The sequence below is a fragment of the Roseateles sp. genome (genome assembly GCF_046300915.1).
In the GTDB taxonomy this organism is placed as follows: Bacteria; Pseudomonadota; Gammaproteobacteria; order Burkholderiales; family Burkholderiaceae_C; genus Kinneretia.
Map to the genome: position 1 here is coordinate 1 of NZ_JBKCLH010000035.1, position 12,046 is coordinate 12,046.

General features: G+C 67.4%; 12 protein-coding genes and 1 pseudogene. 8 read left to right on the forward strand and 5 right to left on the reverse strand.

The genetic code is table 11. The features are described 5' to 3' along the window. A pseudogene (locus tag ACK5F2_RS02010) lies at window positions 1–369 on the forward strand (plastocyanin); the annotation flags it as partial. Window positions 370–391: 22 nt separating this feature from the next. Here the strand turns inward: ACK5F2_RS02010 and ACK5F2_RS02015 are convergent. The 4 genes from ACK5F2_RS02015 to ACK5F2_RS02030 all read right to left on the reverse strand — a co-directional run bounded on the left by ACK5F2_RS02015 (window position 392) and on the right by ACK5F2_RS02030 (window position 4,944). Further along, complete coding sequence (locus ACK5F2_RS02015; protein WP_268166123.1) at window positions 392–1,846, reverse strand: bifunctional serine/threonine-protein kinase/universal stress protein; 1,455 nt, start codon at window positions 1,844–1,846, stop codon at window positions 392–394. Beyond that, window positions 1,843–2,619, reverse strand: coding sequence for a metallophosphoesterase family protein (locus ACK5F2_RS02020; RefSeq protein WP_268166122.1), 777 nt, complete (start codon window positions 2,617–2,619; stop codon window positions 1,843–1,845). Before ACK5F2_RS02020 ends, ACK5F2_RS02015 begins: the two co-directional genes overlap by 4 nt. A 148-nt stretch (window positions 2,620–2,767) precedes the next feature. Continuing rightward, on the reverse strand, window positions 2,768–3,730 hold the full coding sequence (argF, locus tag ACK5F2_RS02025) for an ornithine carbamoyltransferase (RefSeq protein WP_268166121.1): 963 nt from the start codon (window positions 3,728–3,730) through the stop codon (window positions 2,768–2,770). Then, window positions 3,727–4,944 (reverse strand): aspartate aminotransferase family protein, encoded by a 1,218-nt coding sequence (locus ACK5F2_RS02030; protein ID WP_409862400.1) that lies wholly within the window; start codon window positions 4,942–4,944, stop codon window positions 3,727–3,729. Before ACK5F2_RS02030 ends, argF begins: the two co-directional genes overlap by 4 nt. A gap of 204 nt (window positions 4,945–5,148) precedes the next feature. On the opposite strand from ACK5F2_RS02030, the gene ACK5F2_RS02035 reads away from it, so the two are divergent. Next, entirely contained in the window at window positions 5,149–5,496 is a 348-nt protein-coding gene (locus tag ACK5F2_RS02035) for a DUF3579 domain-containing protein (RefSeq protein ID WP_409862402.1), read from the forward strand. A 150-nt stretch (window positions 5,497–5,646) separates the two neighbouring features. Beyond that, window positions 5,647–6,477: an alpha/beta fold hydrolase gene (locus ACK5F2_RS02040; RefSeq protein WP_409862412.1), complete on the forward strand. Its 831-nt coding sequence runs from the start codon at window positions 5,647–5,649 to the stop codon at window positions 6,475–6,477. Window positions 6,478–6,587: 110 nt separating this feature from the next. Here the strand turns inward: ACK5F2_RS02040 and rpsT are convergent, their stop codons facing one another. Beyond that, window positions 6,588–6,884 (reverse strand): 30S ribosomal protein S20, encoded by a 297-nt coding sequence (gene rpsT, locus ACK5F2_RS02045; protein ID WP_183104532.1) that lies wholly within the window; start codon window positions 6,882–6,884, stop codon window positions 6,588–6,590. A gap of 124 nt (window positions 6,885–7,008) precedes the next feature. Here rpsT and murJ point away from each other — a divergent pair, with 124 nt between their 5' ends. The 5 genes from murJ to pcnB all read left to right on the forward strand — a co-directional run. Next, entirely contained in the window at window positions 7,009–8,571 is a 1,563-nt protein-coding gene (murJ, locus tag ACK5F2_RS02050) for a murein biosynthesis integral membrane protein MurJ (RefSeq protein WP_409862403.1), read from the forward strand. A gap of 10 nt (window positions 8,572–8,581) precedes the next feature. Next, a complete protein-coding gene (locus tag ACK5F2_RS02055) occupies window positions 8,582–9,439 on the forward strand; it encodes a SirB1 family protein (protein ID WP_409862405.1) in 858 nt (285 codons plus the stop codon). An 82-nt stretch (window positions 9,440–9,521) separates the two neighbouring features. Then, complete coding sequence (gene hda / locus ACK5F2_RS02060) at window positions 9,522–10,193, forward strand: DnaA regulatory inactivator Hda (RefSeq protein ID WP_409862407.1); 672 nt, start codon at window positions 9,522–9,524, stop codon at window positions 10,191–10,193. An 8-nt stretch (window positions 10,194–10,201) separates the two neighbouring features. Next, on the forward strand, window positions 10,202–10,870 hold the full coding sequence (locus ACK5F2_RS02065) for an HAD family hydrolase (protein ID WP_409862409.1): 669 nt from the start codon (window positions 10,202–10,204) through the stop codon (window positions 10,868–10,870). Then, window positions 10,867–12,046, forward strand: a 1,180-nt coding sequence (gene pcnB, locus ACK5F2_RS02070; protein WP_409862411.1) for a polynucleotide adenylyltransferase PcnB, incomplete at its 3' end; no start/stop codon positions are given. The genes ACK5F2_RS02065 and pcnB, both read left to right, overlap by 4 nt.

Here is a 12,046-nt window from a genome sequence, read left to right on the forward strand (position 1 = left end):
CACAACACGCAGTTCCGGTTGGCCGGTCGCGTGCGCGGCAAGCCGCCGGCGGTGGACAGCAAGCAGCTCACGCAGCCCGGCGCCTACCTGCTGGGCTGCCACATCCATGGCTCCATGCGCGGCCATGTGTACGTGGCCGACACGCCGTGGGCGCGGCTGGCCGGCGAAGATGGCCGGGCCCTGCTGCAAGCGCTGCCCGAGGGCCCGGCGCGCGTGCGCATCTGGCACCCCGACCAGCTCGTCGACGGCGCCGCGACGCCAGTGCAGGTGGCCGCCACGGGCACTGCGGTGACGGTGCAGACGCAGATCACATCGTCCCGCAAGGCGCGCAGTGCGCCGGCGCCGGACCCGCTCTACCCGGGGCTGTGAGCCCGGCGAGACGCCGCCCGGCTCACTCGGTGCGCGGCTCGCGCACGACGGTGACCGTGCGGTCGGACTCGGCGACCACATAGCCCGACACGCTGCCCAGGTAGCGCCGCACCGGCGACGCGCCGCGCGCGCCCATGACGATGTGGTCCACGCCGTTGCGGCGCGCAAAGTCCACCAGCGCCTCGGCCACGTCCGGGGCCTCCAGCACGTGGAAGGTCAGCCGGCCGTCGTCCAGGTTCAGCGCCTTGCTGATGGGGCGCGCCCAGTGCTTGAGCGCGATGAGCTGCTTCACATGCAGGCTCTGGCCGTGCTGGTCGGTGAGTTCGTCGATGCCGATGCGGTTGATCTTCATGACGGCCACGCAGGCCAGCCGCGCGCCGGCCTCGGTCTGCACGATGCGGCGCACCGTCTCGCACAGCTGGGCGCGCAGCTCGGGCGTGCCGCGGTCCAGCTCCACGGCGGCCATCACGATGGGGCTGCGGGCCAGCTGCTGGCCGTGTTGGGCCACCGGCGCGGGCTCGGAGCCCATCGCGAAGAACCAGCGCTTGAGCCGGCGCATGACGCCGCTGGTGTGCAGCTTCTCGGCGCGCGCCGTCAGCACCACGCCGCGGGGCTCGCGCAGGTCCAGCGCCAGTTGGGCCGCGCTCTGGTAGCGGCGCTCGGCGCGCACTTCCAGGCAGCGCAGGATGATCTCCTGCAGCCACGGCGGCAGCTCGGGGCGGATGGCGCGTGGCGGCACCGGCTCCACGTAGAGCCGCCGGCGCAGGCCGCGCACCGAGTCGGGCTGGCCGAAGGGGCGCTCGCCGGTGGCCAGGTGGTAGAGCATCACGCCCAGCGCGAACAGGTCGCTGCGTGGGTCGCTGCGCACGAACTGCACCTGCTCCGGGCTCATGTAGGGGCCGGTGCCCATGGGCAGCGTGAACTCCTCTTCCAGCAGGTCGGGCAGCTGCGCATGGCGGCTGAGGCCGAAGTCCACCAGCACGGCCGTGCCGTCGGGCCGGAACATGATGTTGCTGGGCTTGATGTCCAGGTGCACCACATGCTGGCGGTGCAGCGCGGCCAGTGCCGTGGCCACGCGGGCGCCGATGTCGGCCACTTCCTCGGGCGGCAGCGGTGCGTCGTCCAGCCGCGGGCGCAGCGTCTCGCCGGGAATGCGCTCCATGACGATGAAGGCCTGGCGCGTCCAGTCGCCGCGCGCGATGAAGCGCGGCACGTGCGGGCCGCTGAGTTGCGGCATCAGCATCTGCTCGACCTCGAAGCCGACGATGGTGGCCGGGTCCTCGCCGCCCTTGATGCGCGGCACTTTCATCAGCAGCTCGTGGCCGTCGTCCGTGCCGGCGTCGACGCGGCTCACGCGCCACAGGTTGGCCATGCCGCCTTGGTGCAGGCGCTCTTCGAGCCGGAAGCCGTCCAGCACCTGGCCAGCCTCCAGGGGAGCGGGTGCGGTGGTCGGGGAGGGGAGTGCGGTGCTGCTCATTCGCCCAGGGTCAGCCGGCGAGCCAGGCGTTCAACAAGGATGGTGGGCATGTCGGTGGCGCGCAGGGCGGCGCAGGCCGCCTCCACGTCGTAGCCGACGCGCTGGAAGGTCACGCGGGCATCGGCCAGGTCGCTGGTGGCGGGGTCCAGCAGCGCATAGCAGGCGGCTGGGTTGCCGTCGCGCGGCTGGCCACAGGCGCCCGGCACGACCAGCCACTGCCGGTGGCCGGGCAGCGGCATGGGCACGCCGGCCAGCGGGCGGAAGTCGCCCGCCTTGCCGGTGCCCGACAGGTGATACAGCATGGGCTCGTGCATGTGGCCGCAGGCCTGGATGCGGGCCGGGCTGGCATGCAGGCTCTTCACGGCCTCGGCCCGGCCCTGCACGTACTCCCAGCCGCCGGGTTGGAAGGCGTTGGCGTGCACGAACAGGCAGTGGCCCGGGTCGCCGTGCGCCTGCAGCGGCAGCCGGGCGAGAAAGCGCAGCTGGTCTTCGTTGAGCTGGGCGCGCGTCCAGTCGATGACGGCGCGGGCGTCCGGGTGCATGCCGGGCGTGCTGCCGTGGGCCACCGCCTCGTCGTGGTTGCCCTGGATGGCGATGGCGCCGTCGGCCACCAGGGCCATCACGCGATCGACCACCCAGGCGGGGTCGGCGCCGTAGCCGACGAAGTCGCCCAGCAGCGCGAAATGCGTCGCGCCCTGGGCGCTGGCGTCCGCCAGCACGGCCTCGAAGGCGTGCCGGTTGGCATGGATGTCGGTGATGAAAGCCCAGCGCATAGCCCGACAGCTTGCCATGAAGCGCTGACGTCCAGCTGCCGCGTGGCGCGCAAGCCGCGAAGGCTGGCTCGCCAAGGCTGCAAGGGCGTTGCGGCACGGGCACAAAAAAGCCGGCACGCGGCCGGCGGTTTGCGCGGGGCAGGTGGCGTCAACCGATGCGGCCCAGCAGCAGGTACTCCATGAGGGCTTTCTGCACGTGCATGCGGTTCTCGGCTTCATCCCACACGACGGACTGCGGGCCGTCGATGACGTCGGCCGTGACTTCCTCGCCGCGGTGCGCCGGCAGGCAGTGCATGAAAAGCGCGTCCGGCTTGGCGCGGGACATCATGTCGCGGTCCACGCACCAGTCGGCGAAGGCGGCCTTGCGGGCCTCGTTCTCTGCCTCGTAGCCCATGCTGGTCCAGACGTCGGTGGTGACGAGGTCGGCGCCGATGCAAGCCTCGCGCGGGTCCTTGAAGACCTTGTAGCAGCTTGCATCCTTGATGCCTGCCACGGCCGGGTCGATCTCGTAGCCGCTGGGCGTGCTGACATGCACCGTGAAGCCCAGGATCTCCGCCGCCTGCAGCCAGGTGTTGGCCATGTTGTTGCCGTCGCCCACCCAGGCCACGACGCGGCCCTTCAGGCAGTCCATGTCGATGCTGCCGCGGCGGTCCATGCCACGGGCCTCGATGAAGGTGAACAGGTCGGCCAGGATCTGGCAGGGGTGGTACTCGTTGGTCAGCCCGTTGATGACCGGCACGCGCGAGTGCGCCGCGAAGCGCTCGATCTTGCTCTGCTCGAAGGTGCGGATCATGACGATGTCGACCATGCGGCTGATGACGCGCGCCGAGTCTTCCACCGGCTCGGCGCGGCCCAGCTGGCTGTCGCCGGTCGTCAGGTGCACGACCGAGCCGCCCATCTGGTACATGCCCGCCTCGAAGCTGACGCGCGTGCGCGTGCTGGCCTTCTCGAAGATCATGGCCAGCGTGCGATCCTGCAGCGGCTGGTACTTCTCGTAGTTCTTGAAGCGGCGCTTGATGATGCCCGCGCGGTCGAACAGGTGGGCGTACTCCTCGGCCCGCAGGTCCTTGAACTGGAGGTAGTGGCGCATCAGGCTGTCTCCCGGCTTCATGGCTTGGGTTCGGCCAGGAAGGCCTTGATCAGCGGCACGAGGATCGCGGTGATCTGGTGCGCTTCGTCGTGGGTGAGGATCAGCGGCGGCAGCAGGCGCACGACCCGGTCGGCCGTGACGCTGATGAGCAGACCAGCGTCGAGCGCGCGCGTCAGCAGCACGCCGCAGGGGCGGTCCAGCTCGATGCCCAGCATCAGGCCTTGGCCGCGGATGTCGACGACGCCGGCTTCGCCTGCCAGCCCTTCGGCCAGCCCGTCGCGCAGCGTCGCACCGACTGCCGCGGCGTTGGCCAGCAGGCCGTCCTCTGCCATGACCTTGAGCGTCTCGACGCCGGCACGCATGGCCAGCGGATTGCCGCCAAACGTGGTGCCGTGGTTGCCGGCCTTCAGCACGTCGGCCGCACGCGGGCCGCAGACGACCGCGCCGATGGGCACGCCCGAGCCCAGGCCCTTGGCCAGCGGCATCACATCCGGCTGGATGCCGGCCCACTGGTGGGCGAACCACTTGCCGGTGCGGCCGATGCCGCACTGCACCTCGTCCAGCATCAGCAGCAGGTCATGCGCGTCGCACAAGCGGCGCAGGCCTTGCAGGAACTCGATGCGGGCCGGGTTCACGCCGCCCTCGCCCTGGATGGTTTCCAGGAAGATGGCGGTGACGTTGGGGTGGCTCTTGATCGCGGCTTCGACGGCGGCCAGATCGTTCAGCGGCACACGCACAAAGCCCTGCACCAGCGGGCCGAAGCCGGCGTGCACCTTGGGGTTGGCGGTGGCGGAGAGCGTGGCGATGGAGCGGCCGTGGAAGGCGCCCTCGAACACGATGACCTCGGGGTTGGTGTTGCCGCGGTCCTGGCCAAACTTGCGCGCGATTTTCAGCGCCGCCTCATTGGCCTCCAGGCCGCTGTTGCAGAAGAAGACCTTGCTCAGGCCCGAGAGCTCGCAGAGCTTGGCCGCCAACTGCTCCTGCAAGGGCACGTGGTAGTAGTTGCTGGTGTGGATCAGCTTGGCCACCTGGTCCTGCAGAGCAGGCACCAGACGGGGGTGGGCATGGCCCAGGGTATTGACCGCGATGCCGCCCAGCGCGTCCAGATATCGTCGGCCGTTGACATCCCAGACCCAGCAGCCCTGGCCATGCGACAGCGCGATCGGCAGTCGGCCATAGGTTTGCATCACATGGGCTTCGGTGGGAGCAGCGGGCGCGGTAGCTGGGGCGTTCATCAACTTTCCATTCAAGGGGGAAGGGATGCCCCGGGGGTGGGGCAGGGGAGCCGATTCTAAGGGGCCGACTTGTCGATGAATCGCGCTTGTGTCAAGAACTACCGAAGCTTTGTTCGGACTTCAGTGCCCACTGTGCTGCGGCGCAACACATCCAAGGCACAATAGCGGTCTTGCCGCAGCTGAGCGGCCTGTCATCACCGCTTCATGAGTCTGCCCCCCAAACCGCGCGAAGTCTTCATCCAAGGTCTGACCTTGGAGGGACGGACCTTTAGACCCAGCGACTGGGCCGAGCGTCTGGCGGGTGCCATGTCTTGCTTCCGCCCGGGGGGCGCGCGCAGTGGCCCGGGTGCTCACATCGGCTATTCGCCCTACTGCGTGCCGACGGTCATCAATGGCGTGAAGTGTGTGATCGTCAATGAGGCGCTCAAGGACATCGAGCCGATGGCCTGGGACTTCGTGATGAGCTTTGCGCGCGACAACCGCTTGCAGGTTGTCGAAGCCTGTCTGATACCCGACGAGCCGCCCGCGAAGCCGGCCTCGTCCTCGCAATAAGTGACAGCGCGGCATTGAAGCCTCGGGCCTGAGCTGGTTTAATCGGGTGCAGCAGGGCGTGCCTCGCCCACGCATGACAACCAACTCACACGCAATTCAGGTCGAGCCGGGCCGGCCGACCTCTCGCCTCATGGAGTTCGCTTGAATTCGGTGCCAACTTGGGTGCTGCTGCGCGGACTCACCCGCGAGAGTGGGCATTGGGGTGCATTCCCCCAATTGCTGCGTGAGCAGCTGGCAGTGCAACAGCCTGGCATTCGTGTCATGACGCTGGATCTGCCGGGCAATGGCTCGCTATATCGTCAAACCAGCCCGAGTCGGGTTCCCGATCTTGTGCAGGCATGTCGTGACGAGTTGCGGCGCCGTGGGTGTCACGGGCCGGTTTATCTCCTGGCCATGTCCTTGGGTGGCATGGTGGCTTGCGAATGGGCGTTGAGTTATCCGCAGGAGGTGGCTGGAGCGGTCCTGATCAATACCAGCATGCGGCCTGCGCTCACCCTGCGCAGCCGTGTGCGCCCGCTGAGCTATTGGAAATTGTTGGCTGGTGGCTTGCTCAGTTTGAGTGGGCGCTGGCGCGAAGCCAGGGTTCTGGCGGCCACATCTCGCATGGTCGACAGGCCCCGTGAGGTGCTGGATGCCTGGGTCGACTTGCAGCGCCGGCATCCGGTGGCGTGGCGCAATGGCTTCAGGCAGTTGCTGGCCGCGCTGAGATACCAAGCGAGCCGCGGGCGTCCGCAGGCACCTATGCTCTTGCTCTGCAGTCAGGTTGACGACTTGGTGGATTGGCGCTGCTCGCAGGCGCTCAGCCGTGCCTGGGGGGCGCCTTTGCGCATGCACACCCAGGCGGGTCATGATCTGGCGCTGGATGATCCCCCTTGGGTCGCTCGGGCGGTGGGGGACTGGTTGCGGGCGCAGCAGATGCACGCCATGGTGATTGGTGGCGCGACTTCGCGTACCGCGGAGCTGCAGGTGCAGCAGGGCTGAGCGTCAAATCCTCGACGCTTGGTGCCGTGCCTCTGGCGTCCGTTTGCTTGGTGTTCCAATGACAAAAGCCCGCCGAGGCGGGCTTTTGCTTTGCACCAAGTCTGGTTGTTTCAGGCGGCCAGCGCCTTGATCTTGGCGGACAGGCGGCTCTTGTGGCGAGCAGCCTTGTTCTTGTGGAAGATGCCCTTGTCGGCCACGGAGTCAATCACGGCCTGGGCGGTCTTGAACAGTTCGGCAGCCTTGGTCTTGTCGCCAGCGACCACGGCCTTTTGCACGTTCTTGACGACCGTGCGGAATTTGGAGCGCAGTGCCGTGTTGGCGGCGTTCAGCTTGACGTCCTGGCGTGCGCGCTTGCGGCCCGATGCCAGACGGACGGTTTTCTTCTTGGCTTTGGAAGAGCTTGCCATTTTGTGTATTTACCCAGATGGTGCAAAGACGGCGAGTGTAGCACTTTTGGTGCTCGAATTGCAATGCTGCCGGACAACAGGCTCCATAATGCGGCCGCTTCGGTCCTCCAAACCCTGATCCTGCATGAATCTTCTGCGCGCCGCATCCACAGTTTCCGTGCTGACCCTGGCGTCGCGTGTGACCGGTTTGATCCGGGAGCAGATGGTGGCGGCAATGTTCGGTGCCTCGACCTTGACCGATGCCTTCCAGGTGGCGTTTCGCATCCCCAATATGTTGCGGCGCCTGTTTGCGGAAGGGGCATTCTCACAGGCTTTCGTGCCCCTGCTGGCGCGCACCCGCGCGGCCGAGGGTGAGGAGGCCACCCATGATCTGATCAATGCCGTGGCCACGGTGCTGCTCTGGGCTTTGATCCTGACTTGCGTGTTGGGGGTGCTTGGCGCGCCCCTGCTGGTCTGGATGCTGGGGGCTGGTTTGCCGGAGTCGGGGCGCGACGCTGCCATTGTGATGACGCGCTGGATGTTCCCCTACATCGGTTGCATGTCCTTGGTGGCCTTGTCGGCCGGCATTCTGAATACCTGGAAGCGATTTGCCGTGCCGGCGCTCACGCCGGTGCTGCTCAATCTGTCGGTGATTGCCTGTGGATTCTGGCTCTCGCCCTGGTTGCGTGAGCAGGGGGTGCAGCCCATCTATGCCCTGGCCATGGGTGTGATGCTGGGTGGCGTTTTGCAGCTTGTGGTCCAGATTCCGGCCTTGCGCGCCATCGGCGCCATGCCGCGCCTGAGTTTGGGGCTGGGCGCGCTGCGCCGGGCCTGGGCCAGTCAGGGTGTAAAGCAGGTGCTGTCCGCCATGGGCCCGGCCTTGCTGGGTGTTGGGGTGGCGCAGCTTTCTCTGGTCATCAACACCCAGATCGCCATCTTTGTGGCTGAGGGAGCGGCGTCCTGGCTGACCTTCGCGGACCGTTTGATGGAGTTCCCGACGGCGCTGCTGGGCGTGGCCTTGGGGGCGGTGCTGACGCCTCAGCTGTCCGCGGCTCAGGCGCGGGGTGATGCGCAGGAATACACAGCCATGCTCGACTGGGGCTTGCGCATGGTGCTGCTGCTGGCGCTGCCCTGCGCCGTGGCGCTTTTGTTGTTTGCCCAGCCCATGGTGGCGGTGCTCTACCACCGCGGTGCCTTCACGGCGCAGGATGTGGCCCAGACCAGCTGGGCCGTGATGGGCTACGGCGTCGGCCTGATGGGCTTGGTGGGCATCAAGGTGCTGGCGCCGGGGTTTTTTGCGCGCCAGGATATGCGCACGCCGGTGCGCATTGCCGTGATGGTGCTTGTGCTGACCCAGCTGCTGAATGCATTGCTGGTTCCCTGGCTGGGGGTGTCCGGCCTGGCCCTGGCTATCGGTCTTGGGGCACTGGTCAATGCGGCCTGGCTGCTGCGTGGCTTGCGCCGGCTGGGCAGCTACAAGCCTGCGCCGGGCTGGTTGGGTTTCACGCTGCGAGTGGTGCTGGCCAGTGCTGCCATGGGCGGGCTGCAGTGGTGGTTGGCGGGCTATTTTGATTGGGTCGCCCTGGGGCGCACGGAACTCTTGCGTGCCCTGCTGATGGCGGCCAGTCTGGCAGCCTCGGCGCTGGTGTATTTCGCGGTGCTGGCCATTTGCGGGCTGAAGCTGCGCCAGTTCGTGCGCCGGGCCTAGACTCGCGCGCATGAGTGATTCGCCCTATCTCAAGCCGGCCTCGACGCTGAGTTACTTCGCGGCCTTGGTGGCTGAGGACGAGAGCCTGCACTTGCTGGAGGCGGCTGCGGCGATTGCCCAGGATCGCTATCCCGACTTTGATGTTCAGGCGGTGCTGGCGGAGGTGGATGAGCTGGCCCGGCGTCTGCACCAGCGCCTGCCGGCCGATGCGGCCCCTGCACACCGGCTGCGCCTGCTGAATCACTTCTTCAGCAAGGAACTGGGCTTTGCCGGCAATCTGAACAACTATTACGAGGTGGACAACAGCTATGTCCACCGGGTGTTGCGAACGCGGCGAGGCATCCCGGTCAGCTTGGCCGTCATCTATCTGGAGCTGGCGGCCCAGATCGGCCTGCAGGCCTGCGGGGTGTCATTTCCCGGGCACTTCCTGATCAAGCTGCAGCTGCCCCAGGGTGATTTGGTGCTGGATCCCTTGCGTTGCGAGCCCCTGTCGCGAGAGGCGCTCGAGGAGGCGCTGCAGCCCTTCCGGGCGGACTGGACCGCGCCACAGCCGCTGGAGCGCTTTCTCAGGCCTGCGACGTCGCGGCAGATCTTGGCTCGCATGCTGCGAAACCTCAAGGAGATCCACCGCAGCGAGGGCGACGCGTCGGCATGGTTGGCCGTGCAGCAGCGTCTGGTGCTCTTGCTGCCAGGCGAGGCCGCGGAATGGCGTGATCGCGGCCTGGCCCTGGAGGCGGTGGGGCATTGGCAGGGAGCGGTCGAGGACTTGGGCCGCTATCTGAAACTCTGCCCCGATGCGAGCGATGCGCCGGAAATCGCGCGGCGCTTGCAGGTGCTGGTGGCGCGTGGAGCGCCACCCTTGCACTGATGCGGGGCAGGGCGCCGCTTAGAATCCGGGCCGGTTGCGGTGCTGCCATCTGGGTGTGCCGCGGGACGAAGGTTGATCCTCTTTGAAGCAGATTCCGCTCTCGCTGGGCCCCGAGCCCGTGTACAGCTTTGACAATCTCATGCCCGGCGCCAATGCCGCGGCGCTGGCGCATCTGCAGGCGCTCACCCCGGGGGCGCCGCCGGTGTTCCTTTGGGGTGGGGCTGGCAGCGGCAAGACCCATGTGCTGCGCGCCCTGGCCGGCGCCTGGCAGGCGGCCGGTGCCCAGGTGGGCTGGTATGGCGCGGACACGGCCTTGCCCTGGGAGCTGCCGGCCCAGCCCAGCCTCTTGCTGCTGGATGATTGCCAGGACTATGACGCCGGCCAGCAGCACGCGGCCTTCCAGCTCTTTGTCGAGGCGGCCACTCATGGCCTGGCCGTGGTGGCCACCGGCACCGCACCACCGGTGGACCTGGAACTGCGCGAGGACCTGCGCACCCGCTTGGGCTGGGGGCCGACCTTTGCCCTGCAGCCGCTGTCCGAGCAGGAGGTGCGCGCCGCCCTGCGCCGCGAGGCTGACCGGCGTGGCATCGCCCTCTCGGACGAGGTGATGGACTATCTGCTCACCCGTTTTGCGCGCAATCTCAAGCACCTGATGGGCCTGCTGGACCGTCTGGACGAGTTTGCCTTGGCCACCAAGCGGGCCGTTACCGTGCCCCTGCTACGTCAGATGTTGGCCGACCAGGCCGAGCAATAAGAAAAAGCATGAACCTCACCCTTTTTGATCTGGACGGGACCCTGATCCCGCACGATTCGGACCACGCCTTCGGCGGCTTCATGGTTGATATCGGCTGGGCCGATGGCGAGGAGTGGCGTCGGCGCAACGACGAGTTCTTTGCCGAGTACCAGGCCGGCGTCCTGAATCTGGATCGCTATATCGACTTCGCCAGCTCGGTCTGGCGCCAGCGCCCCCTGGTCGAGGCTCTGGCTGCGCGCGAGCGCTTCATGGCCGAGGTCATGGCGCCTATGCTGCTGCCCCAGGCCCGCGCCCTGGTGAAAGAGCACCAGGACGCCGGTGATCTGGTGGCCTTGGTCACGGCCACCAATGAGTTCGTCACCGAGCCCATCGCCGCCGCCTTCGGCATCGAGACCCTGATCGCGGTGAATCTGGAGCGTGATGCCCAGGGCCGCTACACCGGCCGCGTGGATGGCGTGCCTTCCTTCCAGGCGGGCAAGATCACGCGGGTGGAAGCCTGGCTGGCCGGCTTGGGGCGACAATGGGCGGACTTCGAGCGCATCCACTTCTACAGCGACTCGATCAATGATCTGCCGCTGCTGGAGCGGGTCAGCCACCCGGTGGCGACCAACCCCACGCCGGCCCTGGCCAAGATCGCGAGCGAGCGCGGTTGGCCCCAACTGACTCTGTTCCCATGATCAAGAAATTCATTGACAAGCTGCTGGGCAAGCCCGCTGGCAAGAACGCGCCCCTGGGCAAGCGGGTGGAGGTGCAGGTGGCCGAGCACCGCATCGACCCCAATCTGCTGGACGACCGGGCGGTCAAGGTGGTCCAGACCCTGGCAGACGCGGGCTTTGAAGCCTATATCGTGGGTGGCGCGGTGCGCGATCTGCTGCTGGGCATGCGGCCCAAGGATTTCGACGTGGCCACCAATGCCACGCCCGAGCAGGTCAAGAGTCTGTTCCGCCGCGCCTTCATCATTGGCCGGCGCTTTCGCATCGTGCACGTGGTCTATGGTCGCGGGCGCGAGCATGAGGTGATCGAAGTCTCCACCTTCCGCGCCCTGCTGGGCAGCGAGAGTGCCGAGCAGGTCAGCGGCAACGAGAAGACCTCCAAGGCCGAGCTGGCCGGCAAGAGCCATGTGGTGGATGCCGAAGGCCGGGTGCTGCGCGACAACGTCTGGGGCCCCCAGATCGAGGATGCGGCGCGCCGCGACTTCACGGTCAACGCCATGTACTACGACCCCCAGCGCCAGCTGGTGGTGGACTATCACGGCGGCCTGGGCGATGCGCGCAAAAAGGTGCTGCGCATCATCGGCGATGCCGAAACCCGCTACCGCGAGGACCCGGTGCGCATCATCCGCGCCGTGCGCTTCGCCGCCAAGCTGGGTTTCGAGCTGGAGCCCAAGACCCGCAAGCCCATCCAGTCCATGGCCGAGCTGCTGGCCAATGTGCCGGCCTCGCGTCTGTTCGACGAGATGATCAAGCTGCTGCAGACCGGCCATTCCCTGGCCAGCCTGGCCCAGCTCAAGAAGCTGGGGCTGGCGCGCGGCATCTTCCCCATCCTGGATGCCATGCTCACGCCCGAAGGCGATCTGCACGAAGGCCAGCGGGGTCAGTTCGTGCGTCTGGCCTTCGAGGACACCGACCGCCGCGTGGCCGAGGGCCGCGGCGTCTCGCCCAGCTTCATGCTGGCCTGCATGCTCTGGCACGAGGTCTCGGAGCGCTGGGCGCGCCTGCGCGAGGCCGGCGAGGCGCCGGTGCCGGCGCTTAGCCAGGCCATCGATGCGGTGTTCGATGCCCGTATCGGCGACATCTCGGGCCGTGGCAAGCTGGCCACCGATATGCGCGAGATCTGGATGATGCAGCCGCGCT